General features: G+C 38.2%; 23 protein-coding genes. 22 read left to right on the top strand and 1 reads right to left on the bottom strand.

What is annotated here, in order from left to right; translation table 11 throughout:
* The first annotated feature begins 278 nt into the window (after positions 1-278).
* From H9635_RS01360 to H9635_RS01295, 14 genes are all read left to right on the top strand, one after another.
* Positions 279-1820 (top strand): ABC transporter ATP-binding protein, encoded by a 1542-nt coding sequence (locus H9635_RS01360; RefSeq protein WP_191698349.1) that lies wholly within the window; start codon positions 279-281, stop codon positions 1818-1820.
* A complete protein-coding gene (locus tag H9635_RS01355; RefSeq protein WP_191698348.1) occupies positions 1820-2869 on the top strand; it encodes an ABC transporter permease in 1050 nt (349 codons plus the stop codon). The genes H9635_RS01360 and H9635_RS01355 overlap by 1 nt, the downstream gene beginning before the upstream one ends.
* A 1-nt stretch (position 2870) precedes the next feature.
* A complete protein-coding gene (locus H9635_RS01350; RefSeq protein WP_191698347.1) occupies positions 2871-3830 on the top strand; it encodes an ABC transporter permease in 960 nt (319 codons plus the stop codon).
* Between the two features lie 451 nt (positions 3831-4281).
* Complete coding sequence (gene yfmF, locus H9635_RS01345) at positions 4282-5544, top strand: EF-P 5-aminopentanol modification-associated protein YfmF (protein ID WP_191698346.1); 1263 nt, start codon at positions 4282-4284, stop codon at positions 5542-5544.
* A 3-nt stretch (positions 5545-5547) separates the two neighbouring features.
* The gene (yfmH, locus tag H9635_RS01340) at positions 5548-6852 is read left to right on the top strand and encodes an EF-P 5-aminopentanol modification-associated protein YfmH (protein WP_191698345.1); all 1305 of its coding nucleotides are present in this window, start codon (positions 5548-5550) and stop codon (positions 6850-6852) included.
* Entirely contained in the window at positions 6849-7577 is a 729-nt protein-coding gene (gene ymfI / locus H9635_RS01335) for an elongation factor P 5-aminopentanone reductase (RefSeq protein WP_191698344.1), read from the top strand. Before yfmH ends, ymfI begins: the two co-directional genes overlap by 4 nt.
* A 49-nt stretch (positions 7578-7626) precedes the next feature.
* Complete coding sequence (locus H9635_RS01330) at positions 7627-7884, top strand: DUF3243 domain-containing protein (RefSeq protein WP_191698343.1); 258 nt, start codon at positions 7627-7629, stop codon at positions 7882-7884.
* 203 nt (positions 7885-8087) lie between these two features.
* A complete protein-coding gene (locus H9635_RS01325; protein ID WP_191698342.1) occupies positions 8088-8876 on the top strand; it encodes a DUF3388 domain-containing protein in 789 nt (262 codons plus the stop codon).
* A gap of 54 nt (positions 8877-8930) precedes the next feature.
* Positions 8931-9824 (top strand): helix-turn-helix domain-containing protein, encoded by an 894-nt coding sequence (locus tag H9635_RS01320; RefSeq protein WP_318245166.1) that lies wholly within the window; start codon positions 8931-8933, stop codon positions 9822-9824.
* 46 nt (positions 9825-9870) lie between these two features.
* A complete protein-coding gene (gene pgsA / locus H9635_RS01315) occupies positions 9871-10449 on the top strand; it encodes a CDP-diacylglycerol--glycerol-3-phosphate 3-phosphatidyltransferase (protein ID WP_191698340.1) in 579 nt (192 codons plus the stop codon).
* A 150-nt stretch (positions 10450-10599) separates the two neighbouring features.
* On the top strand, positions 10600-11859 hold the full coding sequence (locus tag H9635_RS01310; protein ID WP_191698339.1) for a competence/damage-inducible protein A: 1260 nt from the start codon (positions 10600-10602) through the stop codon (positions 11857-11859).
* A 167-nt stretch (positions 11860-12026) separates the two neighbouring features.
* Positions 12027-13091 (top strand): recombinase RecA, encoded by a 1065-nt coding sequence (recA, locus tag H9635_RS01305; protein WP_191698338.1) that lies wholly within the window; start codon positions 12027-12029, stop codon positions 13089-13091.
* Between the two features lie 724 nt (positions 13092-13815).
* Entirely contained in the window at positions 13816-15369 is a 1554-nt protein-coding gene (gene rny, locus H9635_RS01300; protein ID WP_191698337.1) for a ribonuclease Y, read from the top strand.
* Positions 15370-15525: 156 nt separating this feature from the next.
* On the top strand, positions 15526-15657 hold the full coding sequence (locus H9635_RS01295) for a transposase (RefSeq protein WP_191698336.1): 132 nt from the start codon (positions 15526-15528) through the stop codon (positions 15655-15657).
* A 152-nt stretch (positions 15658-15809) separates the two neighbouring features.
* On the opposite strand, the gene H9635_RS01290 is transcribed toward H9635_RS01295, so the two are convergent.
* Complete coding sequence (locus H9635_RS01290) at positions 15810-16100, bottom strand: hypothetical protein (RefSeq protein WP_191698335.1); 291 nt, start codon at positions 16098-16100, stop codon at positions 15810-15812.
* A gap of 864 nt (positions 16101-16964) precedes the next feature.
* Here H9635_RS01290 and H9635_RS01285 point away from each other — a divergent pair.
* From H9635_RS01285 to H9635_RS01250, 8 genes are all read left to right on the top strand, one after another.
* Positions 16965-17876: an ATP-grasp fold amidoligase family protein gene (locus tag H9635_RS01285; protein ID WP_191698334.1), complete on the top strand. Its 912-nt coding sequence runs from the start codon at positions 16965-16967 to the stop codon at positions 17874-17876.
* A 48-nt stretch (positions 17877-17924) separates the two neighbouring features.
* Positions 17925-18878 carry a glycosyltransferase family 2 protein gene (locus H9635_RS01280; protein ID WP_191698333.1) on the top strand — a complete coding sequence of 318 codons (954 nt, stop codon included), beginning with the start codon at positions 17925-17927 and terminating at the stop codon, positions 18876-18878.
* 135 nt (positions 18879-19013) lie between these two features.
* Complete coding sequence (locus H9635_RS01275; RefSeq protein ID WP_191698332.1) at positions 19014-19799, top strand: NAD-dependent epimerase/dehydratase family protein; 786 nt, start codon at positions 19014-19016, stop codon at positions 19797-19799.
* Positions 19800-19894: 95 nt separating this feature from the next.
* Positions 19895-20692 carry a TIGR00282 family metallophosphoesterase gene (locus H9635_RS01270; protein WP_191698331.1) on the top strand — a complete coding sequence of 266 codons (798 nt, stop codon included), beginning with the start codon at positions 19895-19897 and terminating at the stop codon, positions 20690-20692.
* 193 nt (positions 20693-20885) lie between these two features.
* Positions 20886-21794, top strand: a complete 909-nt coding sequence (locus H9635_RS01265) for an LCP family glycopolymer transferase (RefSeq protein ID WP_191698330.1) — start codon at positions 20886-20888, stop codon at positions 21792-21794.
* Positions 21795-22508: 714 nt separating this feature from the next.
* The gene (locus tag H9635_RS01260) at positions 22509-22790 is read left to right on the top strand and encodes a stage V sporulation protein S (RefSeq protein ID WP_191698329.1); all 282 of its coding nucleotides are present in this window, start codon (positions 22509-22511) and stop codon (positions 22788-22790) included.
* A 339-nt stretch (positions 22791-23129) separates the two neighbouring features.
* On the top strand, positions 23130-24863 hold the full coding sequence (locus tag H9635_RS01255; protein WP_191698328.1) for a 2-oxoacid:acceptor oxidoreductase subunit alpha: 1734 nt from the start codon (positions 23130-23132) through the stop codon (positions 24861-24863).
* A gap of 2 nt (positions 24864-24865) precedes the next feature.
* Positions 24866-25732 carry a 2-oxoacid:ferredoxin oxidoreductase subunit beta gene (locus H9635_RS01250; protein WP_191698327.1) on the top strand — a complete coding sequence of 289 codons (867 nt, stop codon included), beginning with the start codon at positions 24866-24868 and terminating at the stop codon, positions 25730-25732.
* Positions 25733-26272: the final 540 nt, after the last annotated feature.

The raw sequence follows: 26272 nt of genomic DNA, 5'->3' as shown, positions 1-26272 counted from the left end.
CCCATGATGATTTTCTACTGTATACGATAATTTATTTAAATATTCTGCAAAGTATAATGTATATTACCAGAAATTTCATAATTGTAGGAATTGTGAAAATGTAAGCGTTCTATTTCAATATAATATTGAAAAGGATATAATTGTTAATGCGTCGAATGGTATAATTGAAACAAAAGTTTGGAATAAAAGTTAATAGATGAAAGATTTTGTAAAAAATCTTTCATGTGTTAATTTCTAAAAATTTTTAAAATATAAATAAGCCTAAGGGAGTGAGTCTTGTGGAATACGTGATTGAAATGCTAGGAATCCGGAAAGAATTCGGGAGTTTCGTAGCGAACAATAATATCACCCTCCAATTAAAAAAAGGCGAAATTCATGCACTACTCGGTGAAAATGGTGCAGGTAAGTCGACTTTAATGAATGTGCTTTTCGGTCTTTATCAACCTGAAGCAGGTGAAATAAAAGTACGTGGGGAATCGGTAAAAATTACTGATCCAAACAAAGCAAATGATTTAGGAATCGGAATGGTTCACCAACACTTTATGCTTGTTGAAAACTTTACGGTAACCGAAAATATCATTCTAGGTAGTGAGCCTACAAAACTAGGTGCTATTAATATTAAAGATGCGGCAAAAGATATTGCGGCCTTATCAAAGAAATATAATTTGGATGTGGATCCATACGCAAAGATTGAGGACATTTCTGTAGGGATGCAGCAGCGTGTTGAAATTTTAAAAACGTTATACCGTGGTGCAGAAATCCTAATTTTTGATGAACCGACAGCTTCGTTAACTCCACAGGAAATTACTGAATTGATTGCGATCTTAAAGCTTCTGATTAAAGAAGGTAAATCGATTATTATTATTACACATAAATTAAAAGAAATTATGGAAGTATCTGACCGAGTAACGATTATTCGTAAAGGTGAAGGGATTGGAACAGTTGTTACTGCTGAAACGAACCCGGATCAACTTGCGGAATTAATGGTTGGCCGTCAAGTCGAGTTTAAAACGGAAAAAGGGGAAGCTCATCCTACAGAAGAGGTTCTAACTATAGAAAATCTAGTCGTAGCCGATTACCGTAATATTGATAAGGTAAAAGGGTTGAACTTATCAGTACGCCGTGGCGAAATCGTCGGGATTGCTGGTATTGACGGAAATGGTCAATCTGAACTTATCGAAGCAATTACAGGATTGCGTAAAATTAAAAGCGGTAAAGTTACTTTAAACGGCAAAGATATTACTGGTTTGAAGCCTCGTGAAATTACGGAAACAGGTCTTGGCCATATTCCACAAGACCGTCATAAGCACGGACTAGTATTGGATTTCCCAATTGGGCATAATATCGCGCTACAAACTTACTATAAGGCGCCAATTTCAAAAGGTTTCATTATGGACTACCGTAAAATTAACGAAAAAGCTCGTCAAGTAATTGAAGAGTTTGATGTTCGTACAGGTCAAGGTGAAATGACGCCTGCACGTGCACTTTCAGGTGGTAACCAGCAAAAAGCAATTATTGGACGCGAAGTAGATCGTGATCCGGATCTGTTAATTGCTGCACTTCCTACACGTGGACTGGACGTAGGGGCAATTGAATTTATTCACTCGCGTTTAATTGAACAGCGTGATAAAGGGAAAGCCGTATTATTAGTTTCCTTTGAATTGGACGAAGTAATGAACGTTTCAGATCGTATTGCGGTAATTTATGATGGAACGATTGTAGATACTGTTTATCCGAAAGAAACTTCTGAACAGGAACTTGGCTTATTAATGGCCGGTGAAAAGCGTAAGGCAAAAGCCATCAAGGAGGGGAACGAATAATGTCAAATCGCGTTGTGAATATACTCGTTCCATTAATCTCAGTAGTTTTAGGTATACTAGTTGGTGGTATTATCATGGTTGTCAGTGGATATAACGCCATGGATGGGTATATCGCTCTATGGAATGGTATTTTTGGAGATGCCTATTCAATTGGTAATACAATTCGCCAAATCACACCATATATTTTATCAGGTCTTGCAGTAGCGTTTGCATTCCGTACTGGTTTATTTAACATCGGGGTAGAAGGCCAGTTACTAATGGGTTGGCTTGCTGCTGCCTATGTAGGTTATGCAATCGAAGGGCTACCACGAATTATCCACTTGCCATTGGCGTTACTTGCAGCAGCTGCAGCAGGTGCTTTCTGGGCATTTATCGTAGGTTTCCTTAAAGCAAAACTTCATGTACACGAAGTAATTGCTTCAATTATGTTAAACTACACAGCATTATACTTAACGAATGCTGCCATTAAATCATTATCTGACGGTGGCTTTAAAACACCGACAGTTGTAGAATCTGCAACATTACGTAATCAGTGGCTACGTGAAATTACTGATAACTCAAGTTTGCACTTAGGGATTTTCGTGGCCATTTTAATGGTCGTAGTAATGTGGTTCATCTTGGAAAAAACAACTCGTGGTTATGAGTTGAAATCAGTTGGTTTCAATAAAAATGCTGCAGAATATGCAGGTATGAATGTAAATCGTAATATCATTTTAGCTATGACAATTTCAGGTGTATTTGCTGGTTTAGGTGGTGCAATGGAAGCGTTAGGTACATATCAAAACGCATCAATTAAAGCTGCCGCATCAGGAATTGGATTCGACGGTATTGCCGTTGCATTACTTGGTGCAAACAATCCAATCGGGGTATTCTTCGGTGCCTCTCTATTCGGTTCCCTAAAATACGGCGCTTTAAACATGCCAAACGCAGCTGGAATTCCAGAAGAAATTGTATCAATTATTATCGCGGTTATCATTTTATTCGTAGCATCAGGCTATATTCTGCGTGTCGGTTTAGAGAAATTTGGAAAGAAAAAGGAGGGCAAGTAACATGAGCTTTTTAGAAGTGTTATACTTTATCGTCCCTTCCGCTCTTTTATACGCAACACCGCTTATTTTAACAGGTATCGGGGCTCTATTCTCGGAGCGTGCTGGGGTAATTGGTCTTGGTGTTGAAGGGTTAATGATTGTCGGTGCATTTACAGGTATTTATGTAAACTTAGAATACTATGCTGACTTTGGGAAAAATGTCATTTGGCTCTCTTTATTAGCTGCATTATTGGCAGGAGCAATTTTCTCGTTAATTATTGCCGTTGCTGCTGTAACGTTCCGTGCAGACCAAACAGTTACAGGTGTAGCAGCGAACATGCTTGCTGCAGCGATAACAGTATTCTTAGTAAAATTAATTTATGGTAAAGGTCAAACAGATATGGTTTCTGCGCCATTACAACGTTTTGAAATACCGTATTTATCAGATATACCGTTTTTAGGTCCGCTATTGTTCCAGAATGTATATTCCACAACCATTATCGCATTGGTTGTTGCGGTAGGTGCATGGTTTGTTCTTTACAAAATGCCATTCGGTTTACGTATTCGTTCGGTAGGAGAACATCCAATGGCTGCGGATACAATGGGGATTAACGTAGCAAAAATGCGTTATATCGGCGTAATGATTTCCGGCGCATTAGCAGGTGTTGGTGGTGCTTCATTAGCGATGACAGCATCTGGTGATTTCTCTGGTTCTACAGTAGCAGGACAAGGTTTCATTGCGATCGCTGCGATGATTTTCGGGAAATGGCATCCACTAGGTACATTAGGTGCTGCATTGTTCTTCGGATTAGCCCAAACATTGAGTATCGCTGGAGGTAACATTCCTTTCGTTCAGGATATTCCATCCGTTATTCTGCAAGTTTTACCATATGTACTGACAATTTTAGCGTTGGCAGGATTCATCGGTAAAGCAGTAGCTCCAAAAGCTTCAGGAGTTCCATATATTAAAGGAAAACGATAAATTTTAATAACTGCCTGTACAAAGTAACATTTGTGCAGGCGGTTTTTTTGTGGATTAAGTGGGAGCGCTGAATTTATTAGCCGGGTAGTGTGAGGAAGTAGAACGGATTGAAGAGAAAGTAGAAATTTTTGCGGCTAATGTGGAAGCTATTCACAGAAAAGTAGAACGAATCGCTCGGAAAGTAGAAAGCGCTGAATTAATTAGCCAGATAGCGTGTGAAAGTAGAAAGCTCTGATGCAAAAGTTGAAACTATTCACAGAAAAGTAGAACATATTGCCCGGAAAGTATAAAGTAATCATTTTTTAAAATAGCTAATACTTTTTGTTCATATTTGTCACGATTTAGGGAACACTTAGTACGTATAATAACTTTGCATAAATGAAGGCAACACATGTATAGTAGAGAAGAAGCAATTTTATCCATATTCAAGAGGTAGTCAGGAGGAGTTTTTTTGTTTTTAAAGACAGAAATTGCGAAAGGTGTTTCGCTTCATATACGACAAACCGCTCAATTTAAGACGGTGAACTTTTCGATCAAATGGAGAGCGCCATTAAATGAAGAAACAGCGGCAGAACGTACGGTATTATCAAATGTACTACAGCACAGTAACGAGAAATTTCCAACAGCGGCTAGTTACCGCAGCTATTTAGATGACCTTTTTGGGACGGTATTGTATTTTGATACGACAAAGCGCGGTCAAGAGCATACGGTACTATTAAATGTCGAAACGGTTAATGACCAGTACTTATCGCATGGCAATGTATTAAATGAGGTAATTAGCCTTATTCAGGAAGCCATCTTTAAACCGAATTTTGAAAACGGAGTATTTAAAGAGGCCATTGTAAAACGCGAAAAAGAAATGGTCATCCAACGTATCCAATCAATTTTTGATGACAAATCACGCTATGCACAAAAACGTTTAACAGAAATTATGCGTCCAAATAGCGCAGCGTCTATTTCTGCGAACGGAACAATTGAAACGGTAAAAGCGATTACACCACAATCACTTACAAAAACATATGAAGAGATGATCGCAAATGATGTGATTGATATTTATGTTGTCGGTGATATTAATGTTCAAGAAATGACGAAGCAGTTAAAAGCAGCCTTCCCATTTGCTGACCGTAATGTACCACAACCGACTAAAGAAGATACGACTTCGACAAAAGTTGAACCATATACAAAAGAAACGCAAGAAATGAAGCAAGGGAAACTGCATATCGGCTACTCGACTCCAGTCCGATTCGGAGATGAAGATTTCCCGAAAATGCAAATTTTCAACGGCATCTTCGGCGGCTATGCGCATTCAAAATTATTTATGAATGTACGTGAAAAAGAAAGCTTAGCTTATTATGCCTCAAGCTCCTATGCTTCACACTACGGATTATTATTTGTTGTTTCAGGTATTGAGCCGGCAAATGAAGAGAAGGCACGCAATTTAATTGAAGACCAGTTAAAAGCGATGCAAAACGGTGAAATTTCTGATTTAGAATTGGCGCAAACGAAGGCAATGCTTATTAACCAGTTAAAAGAAGCATTAGATTCGCCTCGTGGGCAAATTGAAATTTTTGACCAGTATAAAACTTTAGACGAGCCGTTTACATTAGATACGTGGACATTGCGCTGGCAATCTGTCACAAAAGAAGATGTGCAGAAAATGGCGCAGCAAATCGAATTGCAAGCAACGTATTTCTTATGCGGTAAGGGGGAGTAATCCATGGAGACAATTGAATTCCAGCAACTAGATGAAACATTATACTATAAGCAACTAAATAATGGATTAGACGTATATATTTTGCCGAAAAAAGGTTTTTCTAAAACATTTGTTACGTTTACGACTAAATATGGTTCGGTTGACCGGACTTTTGTTCCGCTTGGAGAGACGGAGCCGATTACCGTTCCAGATGGGATTGCCCACTTTTTGGAGCATAAAATGTTCGAAAAAGAAGATGGTGATGTATTTCAAAAGTTCAGTGAAGTAGGAGCACAAGCAAATGCTTTTACATCGTTTACAAGAACGGCTTATTTATTCTCTGCAACAGATCATATATACAAGAGCACTGAGACATTACTGAATTTCGTTCAAGAACCTTATTTCACTGAGGAAACGGTTAATAAGGAAAAAGGGATTATCGGACAGGAAATTACGATGTACGATGATCAGCCAGATTGGCGTTTATATTTTGGTACTATTGAAAATATGTACCATAATCACCCTGTGAAAATTGATATCGCCGGTACGATTGAATCGATTGATGGTATTACGGCAGAGCATTTATACACATGCTACAACACATTTTATCATCCATCGAATATGCTGCTGTTCGTTATCGGGGCAGTAGATCCTGTTGAAATGATGGCATTTATTGAAGACAATCAAAGTAAAAAGACATTCCCGGAACCGACTGATATAAAGAGAATGTTTGATGAAGAGCCTACAGATGTTGCAACATCAGAACGCGTTCTTCACATGGATGTTCAAAAGCCAAAAGTTTATGTTGGATTAAAGGCTAAACAAGTCGACCTGAGCGGCGAAGAAATGCTCAAGCATGAACTTGCCGTACAAATTGCCGTAGAATGCTTATTCGGGCGTGCTTCTTCGTTTTATACAGATGTATATGAAGAGGGCCTGATTGATGAGTCGTATGGATATGATTTTACATTGGAAAGCGGCTTTGGCTTTGCGTTAATTGGATCGGATACAGAACAGCCGGAGCAGCTTGTTAACTTGATTAAAGAGAAGCTGGCACAGGCTGAAGGTGAAAACTTATTCACGACAGAAGATGTAGAGCGAATTAAACGTAAAAAAATTGGATTCTTCCTGCGCGCACTGAATTCAATCGAGTTTATCGCCAACCAGTTTACACGTTATAAATTTAATGATATGAACTTGTTTGATGTTGTGCCGGTACTTGAAACGATTAATGTAGAAGATATTGCAAAAGCATTTGAAACAATACAAGGTGATGATCAACAAACAGTGTTTACGATTTTACCGATTAGTGAGCGCGATAAAAAATGAAAAAATTTGCATTAGTGTGCGGTGCATCCGGTGCGATTGGGCAAGCAATTTGTCAGCAATTGGCACAGGATGGCTGGTCACTCTATCTGCATTACCACACTGGGCATACTGTCATTGACGGTATGCTCCATACTTTTATTGAAAAGTACCCGAATCAGGAGTTTATGCCAGTAAAAGCAGATTTCAGCAGTGACACCGGGGCCGAACAAATTGCGGCACAAATTTTTTCATTGCAAGCAATAGTATTTGCAAATGGTCATGCGTTTTATGACTTATTGGAAAATACACCTGCACAGGAAATGACGAAGCTATGGCATGTCCACGTGCAAAATCCAATGCGTACAACAGCGTTACTGGCAAGTAAACTGCGTGCCAATAAAGTCAGTTATGTGCTTGTCATCGGCTCTATATGGGGCGATGTTGGTGCTGCCGGGGAAGTTGCCTATTCCGCAGTGAAAGGTGCCCAGCATAGTTTCGTTAAAGCCTATGCTCAAGAAGTTGCGTATAATGGCATTCGCGTTAATGCGATTGCTCCAGGCATTATTGATACGAATATGAATGCAAAGTTCAGTACCGAAGAGCGGGCTGAAATTGAAAGTCAAATTCCTTTGCAAACATTTGGAGAAGTTCGTGATATTGCAAATATGGCGGCCTTTTATTTAAGCGGTCAGGCAGATTATGTAACCGGACAAATAATTCGGATTAATGGTGGATGGTACATATAATTTCCCGATACTTGCACATACTATTTGTGCGAGAGGAGGGGAAAAACATATGGGAATTTTACAAAACTGGGAGCAATGGACAAGCTTTTTAGGTAAACAAGTATCTGACGCAAAAGAAAGCGGTATGCCTACGAAAATGATTGAGAAGGCAGCAGTTCAGATTGGTGAGTATCTTGCGAAAAACGTTGACCCACAAAATGAGCAAGAGCGTGTATTATCAGATTTATGGTCAGTTGCTGAGAAAGATGAAAAGCAAGCAATTGCTAGCTGTATCATGAAACTTGTTCAAAATAAACCAACACATTAATTGAATTTTGAAAAAGATGTCACTCACAAAATCTGTGAGCGGCATTTTTTTCGGTCTTTAAATTTTTGCAAGAGGTTTTTCTAAAATAATTTCAAGAAATCTAAGAAAAACGTGGGTTTCTAACTTTTCAATAGGTACAAAATCCGCTATGATGGAACTTATAAGAAATAAAAACGTTTCTATTACGAGGGGACAGATAAAAAATGGGCGAATGGTATTTTGAATACGAAATTCAAGTGAATCGACCAGGTTTATTAGGCGATATCGCTTCGCTACTAGGGATGCTTCGTGTTAATATTGTCTCGATTAACGGTGTGGATGAAGGGCATCGCGGTATGTTGCTGTCTACTGAAAACGAAGAATCAATTCAACGGTTTATCTCGATCGTTTCCACAATGGAAAATATTAATGTGACTAGATTTCGTGAACCAAAGTTGCGGGACCGGCTTGCAGTTCGCCATGGGTACTATATTCCACGGGATGCCGATGAAAGGAATACATTCCGATTTGTCCGGGATGAATTAGGGATTTTAGTTGATTTTATGGCGGAATTATTTAAGAAGGATGGTCATAAATTAATTGGGATTCGTGGAATGCCTCGTGTAGGAAAGACAGAGTCGATTGTTGCTGCAAGTGTCTGTGCCAATAAGAGATGGATTTTCATTTCTTCTACAATGATTAAACAAACTGTCCGAAATGCTTTAATGGGCGATGAGTTTAATGGGAATAATATATTTATTTTAGATGGTGCTGTTACGCGTCGTACAACTGACGAACGACACCAGCAATTAGTTCGAGAAATCATGGGAATGCCGACGATTAAAGTAATTGAACATCCAGATCTTTTCGTACAGCATTCATCATATAAAATAGAAGATTTCGATTACATTATTGAATTACGTCACGATCCGGACGAAGAAATTACTTATGAAATTATTGAAAAGAATAATATGTTATCAAGTACGGATCATTTTGGAGGGTTTGAATTTTAGAAAAATAGTAATTCATTTTATTATGAATTAATTAGTTCAATATATTAAAAGTAGGTGTTTTTTTTGACAGAACTAGGAGCTCGCTTGAAAGAAGCGAGATTAGCTAGAGGCTATAGTTTAGAAGATTTACAAAATATCACGAAAATTCAAAAGCGGTATTTAATTGGAATAGAAGAAGGCAATTATGCGATTATGCCGGGTTCATTTTATGTACGAGCTTTTATTAAGCAGTATGCAGAGGCTGTTGGATTGGATGCGGATGAAACTTTAACCGAGTATCGCAAAGATATTCCGGAGATTCAGAAAGAAGAGGTAGCACAGTCTTTTTCACAAAGTCCAAGTCGCCGTTCAATGAAGGCAACATCAAGTAATAAGATGATGGAAACAATGCCTAAAATAATAGTAGCATTATTTGCGATTGTTATAATCATTGTGATTACTACACTTTCTATGAAAAAAATAGGTAGTGTTCCAGATATAGTAGAAGATGAGAATAAACCGATTGAATATGAACAAAATCCAAACTCAGCACCGACTAAACCTGTAGAAGATACAGAGGAAAACAACGAAGAAGATGAAGAACCAGTAGAAGAACCGGTTGAAGAAGAACCTGAACCTGCACAAACAATTAGCTCAGGAGTTGTTTCTGGAGAAGATACAACATTTGAAGTGACTGGAACAGATACATTGAATGTTCGAGTTGAAGTGTCGGGCGAAACTTGGGTTGGCATTCGTAATGAACAACGCCAGGAGCAAATTCCTGCACGTGTATACAAAGCAGGGGAAATTGCTGAAAATGATTCGACGGCAGATGGATATGCAAGAATTCGTTTAGGAAATTCAAAAGTGGCTAAAGTATATATAAATGATGTAGAATTAATATATGCACAAGATCGTATGACGCAAAATGTCATATTAAAATTAGTGAATGAACAACAAGGGGAGTAGTCATCTATTAAGATGGCTCTTTTCTTTCGATGAAAGGTGTTAACAAATGAACATTCCAAATAAGATAACAGTCTCCCGCATTTTATTAATCCCAGTATTTGTGATTGTAATGATGTTTGATTTTGGTTGGGGGAATATGACGCTGTTTGGCGCGGAAATGCAAGTGAACTATTTTGTAGGCGCACTGATTTTTATTTTCGCTTCAGCAACGGATTGGGTAGATGGCTATTATGCCCGTAAATATAATTTAGTGACGAATTTAGGGAAGTTTTTGGACCCGCTTGCAGATAAACTGCTCGTTTCAGCTGCTTTTATATTATTGGTGGAAATCGAATTAGCGCCTGCCTGGATTGTCATTATCATCATTTCGCGTGAGTTTGCAGTAACAGGCTTACGACTGATTTTGGCCGGTCAAGGTGAAGTGGTGGCCGCAAATCAGCTCGGTAAAATTAAAACTTGGGCCCAAATTGTCGCAATCTCCGCATTGATTTTACACAACACAATTTTTACTTTAGTTGGCATACCATTTGATATGATTATGCTCTATGTTGCCCTTATCTTTACAGTATGGTCCGGATGGGATTATTTCTACATTAACCGTCGTGTACTGTTGGATTCGAAATAAAATAAATAAATTTCAAAAAACTAGGTTAGATTTTCTTTATGGATAGGAATAGTAGTATTATGAATCCATTAAGATAAAACAAATTCCCGCACGTTTGTACAGGATGATGTTTTTCTAATCTAGTTTTTCTTTATATAAGGGGGTCTTTGAATGAATGCAGAAATTATTGCGGTAGGGTCGGAATTGTTATTGGGACAAATTGCCAATACGAATGCAAAATTTATTTCAAGCCAGCTATCTGAGCTTGGGATTAATGTTTATTATCATACCGTTGTAGGGGACAATGAGGCGCGGCTTCTCGAGGCAATCCATATTGCAGAGCAGCGTGCAGACCTGATTATTTTCTCCGGCGGTTTAGGACCGACAAAGGATGATTTAACGAAGGAAACAATTGCAAAGCATTTAGATCGAAATTTAGTATTTGATGAGACGGCACTCTATGCGATTGAAGAGTTCTTTTCGAAACAAAAACGTCCAATGACAGAAAACAACCGGAAACAGGCGCTTGTATTGGAAGGCTCCGATGTGCTACTGAATCAGCATGGCATGGCACCGGGCATGTTCTTATCCGCTAATGACCGCATTTATATTTTGCTGCCAGGACCGCCTAAAGAGCTGGAGCCAATGTTCCAATATGAAACGAAACCGAAGTTAGCCGCACTTTTACATGATGGTGGCGTTATTTTATCGCATGTACTGCGTTTTTATGGCATTGGGGAAGCAGAACTGGAAGATCGTATTGAGAATATATTGGATGAACAAACGAACCCAACTGTTGCACCGCTTGCTTCAGATGGGGAAGTGACACTGCGAATTACAGCGAAAGCGCAAAATGAACAGCAGGCATTTCGCTTAATTGAATTAAAGAAACGTGAAATTTTGGATATCGTCGGAGAGTATTTTTACGGGGTTAATGATGAATCACTAGGCTTTAATCTTGTCCAAATGTTATTGGAAAATGAATTAACGATTTCTGCCGCAGAAAGTTTAACTGCCGGTCTGTTCCAGTCAGAGCTGGCAGAGGTCCCTGGTGTCGCCTCTGCATTAATTGGCGGCGTTGTGACGTATACGAAGGAAACAAAAATAGAACAGCTCGGCATTTCCGCGGATCTTATCGAAGAATATGGCATTGTAAGCAGTGAATGTGCAGCTGCAATGGCTACGAAAGTTCGAGAAAAATTCCATACAGATATCGGTATAGGGTTAACAGGCGCAGCAGGACCAGGCAGTCATGACGGTCTACCTGCAGGAGCCATTTGGGTAGGAATTAGTATCGGCGACCATGAGCCTTTCACATATCGTTTGCAGCTAACAGGGTCCCGAAACACGAATCGAATCAGGGCCGTTAAATTTACATTTAGCTATTTAATGAGGGAACTGGCTAAACTAGGTTATAAAAAGCTAATCTAGTTTAAGCTTTAGTGGAAAAATGTAGATTTGGAAGCGGGAAATAAGGCATTCAGAAGATTTCTAAGAAAAAGCGAAAATATGTTCGCTTTTTTCTTGAATGTTATCTCATTAGCAAGTATAATAGAGACATAAGTTAAATAAAGCTTTTTTCTTAAGGAGGAAATAGTTTGAGCGATCGTAAAGCAGCGTTAGACATGGCGTTAAAACAAATAGAAAAACAATTCGGTAAAGGTTCTGTCATGAAGTTAGGTGAAAATTCCAACCGACATATGGAGACAACTTCATCAGGCTCTATCGCAATTGATGCAGCATTAGGTATAGGCGGCTACCCACGTGGACGTATTGTAGAAGTATACGGACCAGAATCATCTGGTAAAACAACAGTTACATTACATGCCATCGCAGAAATACAGGCAAATGGCGGTACAGCAGCATTTATCGATGCTGAGCACGCACTTGACCCGGTATATGCACAAAAATTAGGCGTTAATATAGATGAGTTACTATTATCACAGCCGGATACAGGTGAACAAGCACTTGAAATCGCGGAAGCATTAGTACGTTCTGGTGCGATTGATATTATCGTAATCGACTCTGTAGCAGCATTAGTACCAAAAGCAGAGATTGAAGGCGAAATGGGTGACTCGCACATGGGTCTTCAAGCTCGTTTAATGTCTCAGGCATTACGTAAATTATCAGGTGTTATCAACAAATCAAATACGCTTGCTATTTTCATCAACCAAGTTCGTGAAAAAATCGGAGTTATGTTCGGTAATCCGGAAACAACAACAGGTGGACGTGCCCTTAAATTCTACTCTTCTATCCGTTTAGAAGTACGTCGCGGTGAAGCGATTAAGCAAGGTACAGAAATTATCGGTAACAAAACGAAAATCAAAGTTGTTAAAAATAAAGTAGCTCCACCATTCCGTACAGCAGAAGTAGACATTATGTACGGTGAAGGGATTTCAAAAGAAGGTGAAATCGTCGACATCGGTGCAGAACTGGATATTATCCAAAAGAGCGGTTCATGGTATTCATATAATAATGAACGAATTGGCCAAGGCCGTGAAAACGTAAAACAATTCTTAAAAGAAAACCCTGCAATTAAAGAGGATGTAACAGAAAAAATCCGTCAACATTTCGGAATCGGCGAGCTTGGCTATACAATCGGTGCCAATGACACAGCAGAAGAAGAAATCGATGAACTGGAATTATTTGAAGAAGAAAAATAATATTTGCGAACCCAAGCGAGTGTTCTTGCTTGGGTTTTTGTTTTTGGTAGGGGGGAGTGCATGGGCTGGGGCGGTTGAATGACTTCATTTAGTCATGTGGAGTGTGCGGCGTGTAAATTTATTAGAAGAACTTTGCGTTAGATTAGAAGTTTAGAGGTGGATATTAGAAACTTGGTCTGACTTTGCTCTGGGGAAACCGTTGGGGAATGCTTTCGGGGATTTTATTAGAACAATTGTTTTCTTTATTCGAAAATCTCCACCTGATATTAGAAAATCAGATGGGGATATTGGAAAATGGGGTTCACTTATTAGCAAAAGTGAGGTTAGTATGAAAAATGGACACGTCTTAAGAGACACTTTAAGATAAAGATATCTAAAAAAGTTTGGGATATATTAGAAAATCGAAAGTTTATTAGCACAAATAAAAATATATTAGAACTTTTAAAGATTTATTAGAAAATCCTGCCAACCCAGTCGCCGTGTGCCACCGCAATAAACAAGTACTTTCCACCTCGACGCGGCATGCTCTGAAACAACCCAATCCTAAAAATATAAAAACCCCTTTAACCATGGCTATTCTTGACATACCTAATTATGAACTATACAATTAAAATGTATAATTTCTAAATTTTGAAATGAAATAGGCAATATGTTTGAAAATTCGAAAACATATATAGCCGACTAGAAGAACATCAGACATATCAGCTTAGGAGGGATTAGTATTATGGAAATGATTCTCCCTGCTTTGCTAGGATTCGCTGTCGGTGTTGCTGTTATCTATTTTTACATGAAAAACGTGAATGAATCAAAAGTCACTGGTGCAAAGCATGTAGCTGAGCAAATCGTAGAAGATGCGAAACGCGAAGCAGATGCTCTTAAAAAGGAAGCACTACTTGAAGCAAAGGATGAAACTCACAAATTTCGTTCTGAAGCAGAAAACGACATTCGAGACCGTCGTGGCGAGCTTCAGAAACAAGAGAACCGTTTATTGCAAAGAGAAGAAAATCTTGACCGCAAAGATGATGCTCTGAATAAAAGAGAGACGAGCCTAGAGCGTAAAGAAGAAGCTCTGGCAAGCAGACAACAGCATATTGAACAGATGGAAAGCAAAGTAGAAGAACTTGTTGCAAGTCAAAAAACAGAGCTTGAGCGTATTGCAGCTCTGACACGTGAAGAAGCAAAAGAGGTTATTTTGCAAGAAGTTGAAAATGAACTTTCAACGGATATTGCAGTCATGACAAAAGAAGCGGAAACACGTGCGAAAGAAGATTCAGACAAAAAAGCTCGCGAAATATTATCACTTGCACTACAACGCTTTGCAGCTGACCATGTTGCAGAAACAACAGTGTCCGTTGTAAATTTACCAAATGATGAGATGAAAGGTCGCATCATAGGTCGTGAAGGTCGTAACATTCGAACACTGGAAACGCTAACTGGTATTGATTTAATTATTGATGATACACCTGAAGCAGTTATTCTATCTGGCTTTGATCCAATCCGCCGTGAAACAGCACGCCTTGCACTGGAAAAACTAGTTCAAGATGGTCGTATTCACCCGGCACGTATTGAAGAAATGGTTGAAAAATCCCGCCGTGAAGTGGATGAACAAATCCGCGAAACAGGGGAACAGACAACATTTGAAGTAGGTATTCACAACCTGCATCCAGATTTAATGAAAATCCTTGGTCGTATGAAATACCGTACAAGCTATGGTCAAAATGTATTGAAACACTCAATCGAAGTAGCCCACTTAGCAGGATTACTTGCTGCTGAATTAGGCGAAGATGTGACATTAGCGCGTCGTGCAGGTTTACTGCATGATATCGGGAAAGCAATTGACCACGAAGTTGAAGGAAGCCACGTAGAAATTGGTGTGGAACTAGCAACTAAGTATAAAGAGCACCCAGTTGTTATTAACTCAATTGCTTCTCACCATGGTGATACTGAAGCTACTTCTGTCATTGCAGTACTTGTAGCAGCAGCCGATGCATTATCAGCCGCTCGCCCAGGTGCACGTAGTGAAACACTTGAAAACTATATTCGCCGACTTGAAAAGCTTGAAGAAATTTCGGAAAGCTATGATGGCGTTGAAAAATCGTTTGCGATTCAAGCAGGCCGTGAAGTACGCATTATTGTACAACCGGAAAAGATTGATGATCTTGCGTCACATCGTTTAGCGCGTGATATTCGCAAACGTATTGAAGAAGAACTCGATTATCCAGGGCATATTAAAGTAACGGTTATCCGTGAAACACGTTCGGTGGAATACGCGAAGTAATCTAAAACTACTGGATATTTATAATTAAATTTAGACTGTAGAAAAACTCAAAGAACTTGAGTTTTTCTACAGTTTTTTTATGGAAATGAACCCCCCTGCTATTGAACTGCTCCCCAAATGTCAGACACCTCTTTCATTTGGAGGAGTAGTTTTTATATGGCTAAATTTACATTAGAAGAAAAACTACAAGCAGTCTTCCGATACATAAAAGGCAATGAAAGTTCACACGAAATTGCTAAAACTATTGGAACAGATCACAAAGCAATTCTTAATTGGGCGAAACAATAATGTGAAGGCACTCTTTTAATTATTAATTCAGAAGAAGCTGAGAAAGATAATATACTTTAAGCGAAAGATATGTTAATAGCTTCTAAAGCGAATATTTATGGAGCAATATTAAATAATTAAAAAATTGATAAAAGTCACTATTATCATTAATATTACGGAGCTGTAGAGGATAGTTTCTCTAATTTTGTAGTAAAGAGAAAGAAATCATATTGTAGCAAACTTATATCAGCTATACAGTCGGATATGGTCTTTTGCATCCATAAATGAGCATTGCTTTGCTCACCCTTGATAAGTTTGCCGGTACCAAATGTTCCGTCCTTCACCACATCTTGCGTTTGTAATCGGTAATACAGATGCTGAAGGAATAGCGCCAACACAATACCGATACGTACCGCTAAATCCTGTGATAAAAATAGCTGTCTACCATTCTCTAATAATTGCATGTTGCAACCTCCATCCTTTGAATTCTGTCTTGCCCTATATATGGCTTCCAAAATCAAAAAAAGGGACATACAAATTGAAAATAATTTTTTGGGGAGATCCGATTATGAAATGCACAGAGAAAAAAAACACGCAGTTGCGTTTTAACGCAACAATATATCTTTTTAAAAATAATTAAAAAAATAATTAAATCTTTTTGAGCGGACTTTTTTGTGCTCATGTGAAGGGACAAAAATGGTTCGTTGTTGAGAGGATTAAAACAGGTTGATGGAAGAGGTTTTTTTGCACTGAAGAAATGAGGTTGAAATGAGGTTGAAATTTGTTAAAGAAAATTTTTTTAAAATAATTAATTATTGCTCATAGAGAAAGTTAGTTTACATAATACTTATATGTAGTATACTCTATTTTTCGTGAATTTTTAAAACAAAAAACGACTTATTTAAAATATGTTGATGACATCATTCTACATTATTTTTGGATTTCCAATAAAAAATAACGTACTGACGAATGCTGTCCATTTTTATCAAAACCTTCAGTAGAAATGGTATTTCGAGTGAAATCGACAATTAAAAAATATAGAGTAGCCCCCGTCTTCTATCAGGCGGGTGCTATTTGGCATTTCAATAATTAATAGAGAGAAATCTTACAATATTAGGTATATATTAAATCACTCGTGACTATAATATTAAAAAAGAAAGTTATGGTATTTTCTGTAATCATTAAATTTATTTTTATAATCTATTAACAGCAATATTTTAAGCGATCAATATAAATTTAACTGCACTACATCTGCATTATTATTCACACTCACTTTCATTCCACTAATCTTTGAAGACTATTAGTAATGTGAAAGAGGAGGTTAGTTAATGCAAACAACTTTAAAAGCAAAGCGTTTTACTTTTGCGCAGATTGTGAAATTATCCCCGGTCTTTGCAAGTAAACTGCTGTTCTGGAAAACGTTTAAACATAGTTTGAATTTGGACAATCCGCAAACTTTCAGTGAGAAGCTTATGTGGCTTAAATTGTTTGAGGATGTAGAGTTCAAAGTGAGGTTTACGGATAAAGTGAAGATGCGAGAATATATGATTGCACTCGGATATAGCCATTTATTAGTACCGATTATCGGTATTTTTGAAGAAATAGAGGATATTATTTTTGAGCAATTACCAAGGAAATTCGTTATGAAATGCACGCATGGCTCTGGGTTTACAATTGTTTGCGAGAATAAAAGAGAATTGGACTACCAAAAAACGAGGTTACAATTAGCGGAAATGATGGCGACGAACTATGCACTTATTAATGCGGAACCTCATTATTTAAAGATTAAACCGAGAATTATTATTGAGAAATATATAGAGCCTTCAAGAAGCGACATTTCCAATGCATACAAAATACATTGCTTCCATGGAGAACCTAAAATTATTGAACTTGCATTAAAACGTAATACACGAAATGAGCAATCGGTTATGCTGACACCCGATTGGGAAGATACGGGATATATTGAGAAAAAGCTTCCTTATGAGATTTCAGAATCTAAGCCAAAACAGCTGGAAGATCTACTGGCAATTGCTAAAAAGCTAAGTAAACCATTTACGTATGTCCGTGTCGATTTGAATATCGTGGATGAGAAAATTTATTTTAATAAGCTGAGCTTTACACCTGATGCCTGCCTGAATATCGATATTCATGAGCAGGCGAACCGAGAACTTGGGCAATGGCTTGAGTTGAATATCGGAAAACGTAAACAACCTATTTCAATTGCTCGGTCAAAATCGTAACGATGCTCTAAATTATTTCATTACTTTAATTTGCAAGGAGGATTTTACATGATACCAATTGTATCAATAATTGTCGCTGCCCATAGTATGGAGGGCTCTATAAAACCGTGTCTCCATAGCTTGCAAAACCAATCTTTGCAAGCGATAGAAGTGCTTATTGTTAAACATGCTTTTACCGATAACACAGTCCGTCTTTGTGAAGAGTTTGTAAAAGAGGATGACCGTTTTCGCCTCATTGATTCTGATCAACTCGGTTTAAGTGAAGCACGCAATGAGGGGATAAAAGAGGCCAAAGGAAAATACATTGCCTTTGTTGACGGGAACGATTTCGTAGAATATAGAATGTATGAAAAGCTTGTCGAGCGGGCGGAGCAAAAATATGCAGATTTCGTCTTATGCGGCTATACGAAATATTGGCCGGAAACGAACCGCAAAAAGCATTATAAAATCAATGAAGCGTTATTGTCTAAAACGAATCCGGTAGATTATTTTTTGGCAAAGCATAATGAAGCATATACGGTGGCGTGGAATAAGCTGTTTTTACGGAAAATCATTCACGATGAGGAACTGTATTTTGAAAATCGCACCTTCTTTGAGGATGTAGGGTTTGTTGCCCGTTATTTATCGTTTGCGAAAAAAATTGCGATTGTCAATGAGCCGCAGTATAACTTTGTACAAAGCGAGGGTAGACCTGCTAAAATCTACAACCCGTCCATTGCACAATCACATGAGCAAACGTACGCTCAACTAAAGCAGTTTTTTGATAAAAGACAATATCGAAATGTAATAGAAGCGCTAAATTTACGGCTGTATATTCACCGCTATCATTATGTATTATTGACCACTTCGAACACAAGGCAATTAAAATCTCTGGAACGGCAAATTATAAGAGAGAGCAAAAATTTCTCTCAGTTACCGTGGAAACACCGGATGATGAAGCCGTTAGTGAGATTAAGAGTATATCCGACATTTTTCCGGTTAGTACGTAAAGTTAAGGCTTGATAGGGGTTACTTGCTAATCAACCCCACTTTAAGGGGGATCAAATTAATATACAAATACCTAGATGCATCATGGGGAGGACATCATTACCATACAAATAGATTTATTCACTCTTGAATAGAAAGGGGTAATGCACGATGATTTTAGTCGTTGGGGGAGCAGGCTATATTGGGAGTCATGTTGTAAATCGCTTAGTCGAGTCAGAACGGGTTGTTGTGTACGATAATTTATCGACAGGTTGTCGTGAAGCAGTGAATGAACAGGCGATCTTTATTGAAGGGGACATAGCAGATGAAAAGCGTTTAACGCAGGTCTTTTCTCTTTTCCCAATTAAGACTGTTGTGCATTTGGCAGCAGCAGGTCTGGAAGTTGAATCCCATGAAAATCCGCAACTTTATTATGAAAACAATGTAACTGCAACGTTAGTGTTGCTGAAAATAATGCGGGAACATCATGTTAAAAATATTGTCTACTCGTCTACAGCTTTAACAGAGCCTTTGCATGAGAAAAGCTATATCGAGACGACGAATCCATATGCAAGGTCTAAATATTTTAGTGAACAAATTTTGCAGGATTATACTATGGCCTATAAGATGAACTGTATTGTGCTGCGCTATTTAAATGCTTCGGATATACAAGTGGAAGATCTAGTGAACGCCTATTCGTTAGCAATAGAAACGGTTGTAAAAAATGAGCAGTCTTTTAAAATTTATAATTTAGGAAATGGGCAAGGTTACTCGGTAAAGGAAACGAAAGAAAAAGAGACGATTACTAAGTCAGAGAGCCGTATAGAAGATACACCTGTATTCATTGCAAATCTGCAAAAAATACAGCAAGAATTAGGCTTATATGCTGAGAAAAATTTGCAGCGTATCATCTCTGATACATGGAATGGTCATCAAAATAAAAATTTCAACTTCTGATTCTGTTACAATTCAATTTGTAGCAGTTTTTTTGCGTACATTCCAAAAACAATGGTAAAATGAATGCTTAACATGAGAAAGTGTGGTTGTATAAAATGAAAGTATTATTTATTGGAGATATCGTAGGTTCAATTGGTCGAGATGCTGTGGAACAGTATTTACCCCGATTAAAGAAAAAATATAATTTGGATGTAGTTATTGCTAACGGAGAAAATGCTGCAGCAGGGCGCGGCATTACACGTGCAATTTATAATGATTTACTGCAAATGGGTGTCGATGTCATTACGATGGGCAACCATACGTGGGATAACAAGGACATTTTTGATTTTATCGATGATGCGGATTATTTAGTCCGTCCGGCAAACTTTTCGAAAGATGCACCAGGTCGTGGTATGACGCAAGTATCGAAAAACGGTGTAACGATTTCAGTTATTAACTTACACGGTCGTGTGTTCTTACCGCCACATGAAGATCCATTTGCAATGGCAGTCGAAATGGTCGAAGAAGCGAAAAAAACGTCGCCAATCGTATTTGTCGATTTCCATGCAGAAGCAACAAGTGAAAAAATTGCACTAGGCTGGCATTTGGATGGCAAAGCGTCTGTTGTTGTTGGAACGCATACCCATGTACAAACAGCTGACAATCGTATATATCCAGGTGGTACAGCATATATTACGGATGTTGGTATGACTGGTCCATACGATGAAGTTTTAGGTATGGGTAAAGACAATGTCATTTATAAATTTTTGACAAATATGCCTGCACGCTATGAAGTACCGAAAAAAGGCCGTGCTGTATTGAGTGCATTCTTTGTTGAAATTGATGATAAAACAGGAAAAGCGATCAGACAGGAACGTGTTTTGATTAACGAAGACAACCCTTTTAGAGCTTAAATAAAAGAAAATATCGGTCAAAATATAACACCTACTATTGAAAAACTTGGCGATTGCCTATTTTTAATCAATGTGTAGGTGTTTTTTTATAGGATATTAATTGCACAAACTAAGTGAATATTTAGCAATTGCGGTGGAAATTATAGTTCATATGCTCTCTACTATAGTTGAAAAGAGTCTGAGGAGAATCAGGATGAAAAAAGCATGGAAATGGATAATTAGCACCGCAATTGTTTTAGTCAGTACGAGTCTCATTGTCATTTTGAATGTATATGGAGATATAAAAAGTACTGCAAATGAGATCTATACACCGATGGAGGATAAATCATCTGAAATACGGATGCAGCCAGTTAATATTACAACAGAAATGGAGCCGTTTTCAGCGCTCGTTCTAGGGGTAGATGAACGGGAAGGCGATGTAGGGCGCTCGGATACGATGATTGTTTTGACCGTCAACCCAACACTTCAAACGACAAAGATGCTGAGTATACCACGGGATACCTATACCGAGATGGTGGGGAAAGACTTTAAAGACAAGATTAATCATGCCTATTCCTTTGGTGGCATGGAAATGTCGATGAAAACGGTGGAAAATTTATTGGGCATTCCAATTGATTATGTAGTGAAAGTGAATATGGTAAGCTTTGTCGATATTATAGATATCCTCGGTGGAGTAAAGGTTAAAAACACTTTGAATTTCAATTTTCAGGGCGAGCATTTTCCAATTGGGGAATTAGTACTTAATGGCGAGCAGTCTTTGAAATATGTACGCATGCGCTATGACGATCCTACTGGTGATTTCGGCAGACAAAATCGACAGAAACAAGTCATTCAGGGCGTTTTAGACGAAAGCTTGTCGATAAAAAAAGTATGGAACTACAAATCGATTTTCAAAACTTTGGAGAAAAATGTAGAAATGAATGTCCCATTTGAGGACCTCCTTAGTATTCAAAAAAATTATGGTGATAGTTTGAAAAAGATAGAGCAGCTTTATATGAACAAAGGCACGAATACGAAGCTGGACGGCATTTATTACTATATGCCGGATGAAGGTGAATTGCAGCAGCTTCAGGAAGATTTGAAAAAACATATGGAAATATAAACCACTATTGCCTCTATCATTAGTTTTATAGGGAAAAGTAGAAATCCTCGTTCTAAAAAGACACGGATAAAGAACCAGTGAAAAGGTTTGGAAATATGAATAAAATGTAGAGTAGAATCTTGTTTTCAAGGTTCTACTCTCTTTTTTGGTAGTAAGTTATAGTTTTCAACTTTCGATAATATGCTAAAACGACCGATTTTTTAGGATATGAAGTTAAAAAATTTTAAATCGCATTTTATAGGTATTTTGGTAGGGATGATTAGGGGACTATACTGCCAGGCACACGGTTTTTTTCCATACTAGACTCGTTGATTGTATTGTCAGTCATTTTTATTAGTTTTTTTATTGCATCCGACATTTAATATTTATTCGGATTCTGATATTGATATAAGTTCAGTCACATTGTTATCGGACCTGCAAATATTGACGAGTAAATGTGAAATTCTGAATAGAGGAGGTGTCGATAAAAGAGCGGTCAAAAAGCGACCACGATTTTGACTTCTGAGCAGACGAAAATTTTTGGATTTGTAATGAATAATTACAAATCACCTAACCATCATTATTATTATGAGAACTGTAGTTTCGCAGATTAATTTTTCTTAAGTAATCTATGATTTTGGAAGTCTAATTTAGAAATAACGTGCATACAATGACGTACAGGCAATAAAAATTGTCTAAAAAGATATTGCAGTACTAGATGAGGGGGAAATAGCTGTGGATTCATTGAAAGTATCATCTCGTTCTAATCCTAATTCTGTTGCAGGAGCACTCGTGGCGGTTATACGAGAGCAGGGTTTTGCAGAAATGCAGGCTGTAGGTGCAGGTGCGTTAAATCAAGCAATTAAAGCAGTAGCAATCGCTCGAGGGTTTGTGGCACCAAGTGGTACAGATTTAATTTGTGCCCCGGCTTTCGCAGACATTACAATTGCAGGAGAAGATCGTACGGCGTTAAAATTACTCGTTGAAAAAAGAACTCGTTCAGCTAATAATCAATAGTCCTACACCCGCTTAGCACCTAGGTAGTGCTAAGCGGGTGTTTTTTATTTTCAAGAAATTTTGTTAGAACAAATATATTACATAATAATGAAACAAAATGTAAAAAATTTCGTTTCTTAAATAACTGCATAAATAATCAACTTTACCCGCAAAACAAATTGTGTACAGAAACTTTCCGTCAAAGGTCTGATTTTTACTACTATATGACATTTGCAATAGAAGAGACTTACACTTCATGTTAAACTAATGTAGGAAAAATATCTATACGTAGCAAAGCTTGATGCTAGCTACATTCGCTCTAACCATTATATAATACAGAAATTTTAAGGAGATGTTGATATGTTACATCAGCTTTCATGGAAAGTCGGTGGGCAGCAAGGTGAAGGGATTGAGAGTACAGGTGAAATTTTCTCAATGGCAATGAATCGTCTAGGATATTTCCTATACGGTTACCGTCATTTCTCTTCTCGAATTAAAGGTGGCCATACGAATAATAAAATTACAGTTCGTCCAACAGAAGTACGTTCAATTGCGGACGATTTAGATATACTAGTGGCGTTTGACCAGGAAACAATCGACGTGAACTATAAAGAATTAACTCCAGGCAGTATCATTTTAGCCGATGCTAAATTTAATCCAACAAATCCGGAAGATTGTGTCGCACCATTATATGCTGTGCCATTTACGGAAATTGCAGCTGAGCTTGGTACGTCTTTAATGAAAAACATGGTTGCAATTGGTGCAACTGCAGCACTTTTAAACTTGGATGAATCCGTTTTCCAAAGTGTTGTAAATGAAATTTTCGGACGTAAAGGTGAAGAAGTCGTTGCGAAAAATATCGAAGCGATCGAACGCGGACGCCAGGCGATTTCTGAGCAAATTGGTGACCGTGTAGGTGCATGGGAGATTGCTCCTGCTGACGGAAAACGCCGTATGTTCATGATCGGTAACGATGCAGCGGCATTAGGTGCATTAGCAGCTGGCTCTCGTTTCATGGCAGCTTACCCAATTACACCGGCATCTGAAATTATGGAATACATGATTAAAAAGCTTCCATTAGTAGGTGGAGCGGTTATTCAAACAGAAGATGAAATTGCTGCAGCAACAATGGCGATTGGTGCGAACTACGGTGGTGTGCGTGCATTTACGGCATCAGCAGGTCCTGGTCTTTCATTAATGATGGAAGCAATCGGTCTTTCAGGTATGACAGAACAGCCGCTTGTGATTTTCGATACACAGCGTGGTGGTCCATCTACAGGTTTACCAACAAAGCAAGAACAGTCGGATTTAATGGCGATGCTTTACGGTACACACGGTGAAATTCCGAAAGTTGTCATTGCGCCTTCTACAATGGAAGAAGCGTTTTACGATACGATCCAGGCATTTAATATTGCCGAAGAACTGCAATTGCCGGTAATCGTAATGACAGACTTGCAGTTATCATTAGGGAAACAGTCAGTCGATCCATTTGATTACAGCAAAATTGAAATTCGCCGCGGTAAAATTGTAGAAGCGGTTGAAGATGAAGAAACGAAAGATTACTTCAAGCGTTATGAAAATACAGAAGACGGTGTTTCACCACGTGTTTTACCAGGTTTAAAAGGCGGTATTCACCACGTAACGGGTGTTGAGCATGATGAAACTGGTAAGCCATCTGAAGCGACTGGTAACCGCCGCACGCAAATGGATAAGCGTATGCGTAAATTACAGCATGTCCGTTTTGAAAATCCGGTATACGTGAACGCGCCTCATGAAGATGCGGACGTTTTACTTGTAGGCTTCAACTCAACGCGCGGAGCAATTGAAGAAGTACAGGAAAAGCTGAACTCTGAAGGTGTGAAAGTAAACCACGCCCATATTAAGCTGATCCACCCATTCCCTGCAGATGAGATGAGCGCATTAATGGATAAAGCGAAAAAGGTGATTGTCGTGGAAAACAATGCGACCGGACAGCTTGCAAATGTGATGAAAATGAATATCGGTGGTCACGCGAAGACGAAATCGATTTTAAAATACGATGGTACACCTTTCTTACCACGTGAATTAACAAACTTAGTGAAGGAGGAAATTTAATCATGGCAACATTTAAAGATTTCCGAAATTCCGTAAAACCTAACTGGTGTCCAGGCTGTGGTGACTTCTCCGTACAAGCGGCGATTCAGCGTGCAGCAGCAAACGTAGGCTATGAACCGAACGAAACGGCAGTTATTTCAGGAATCGGCTGTTCAGGCCGTATTTCAGGCTATATTAATTCATATGGCTTCCACGGTATCCATGGTCGTGCTTTACCGATTGCACAAGGTTTGAAAATGGCGAACAAAGATTTAAAAGTAATCGCTTCAGGCGGTGACGGTGACGGCTTCGCGATCGGTATGGGTCACACAATCCATGCGATTCGCCGTAACATCGACATTACGTATGTAGTAATGGACAACCAAATTTACGGATTAACAAAAGGGCAAACTTCTCCACGTTCTGCTGCTGGTTTCATTACGAAATCAACACCAGGCGGGGCAATCGAGCCTTCATTAAAGCCGTTGGAAGTAGCTTTAACAGCAGGTGCGACATTTGTGGCACAAGGCTTCTCAACAGATATTAAAGAATTAACAGCAATGATTGAAGCTGGCTTAAACCATAAGGGCTTTTCATTCATTAACGTATTCTCGCCATGTGTAACGTACAACAAAGTAAACACATACGACTGGTTCAAAGAGAATTTAACAAAGCTAGCGGACATCGAAGGCTATGATTCTTCTAACCGCGAAATGGCGATGCAAACTGTAATGCGCCATGAAGGTCTTGTAACAGGCATTATTTATCAGGATACAGAAACAACTTCTTATCAAGATAAAATTAAAGGCTATTCAGAGCTGCCATTAACTGATATCGATATTAGCTTATCGGAAGATCAATTCGATCAACTAATTAAAGAATTCATGTAAATATAAAAATTTAGAGCTATACAGGCTGTTATTTCAGCTTGTATAGCTCTTTTTATTTTGGAGTGGTGAGAGGGTGACGAATAATTGTGGTTGAGTGGCGATTAAGTTGAGCGAGTTGACGATTATCTGGTTGAAGGTGGCGGATATCGGTGATCAAGTGGCGAATAAGGGAGGCGGGGTGACGATTATGTTGAGTGACTTGACGATTATCTGATTGAAGGTGACGAATAAGTGACCCATGGTGGTGAATATCACATATCAATAATCCAATAAACTTCTTCACAATATTTTTTATGGGAATTTCTAATTATTTTTATACGAATATTTTTCTAAACACTCCTATAAAGTAATTTATAATTTTAAATAGTATGCTTTTTTATTTATAACATGCTACTTTTTTGATATTTAACAAAAAAACATAAAAATGTGAAATTTAATAATTATTTTCAGAAAAGTAGTGAAATTCAACAAAATACCTGTTATATTTAATCAATAAGATATATTACTGAGTGATATGTTAAATTATCCCATATGTTAAAT

This window comes from Solibacillus faecavium, assembly GCF_014836905.1.
Taxonomy (GTDB): domain Bacteria; phylum Bacillota; class Bacilli; order Bacillales_A; family Planococcaceae; genus Solibacillus; species Solibacillus faecavium.
This window is presented reverse-complemented; position numbering and strand designations above follow the sequence as displayed.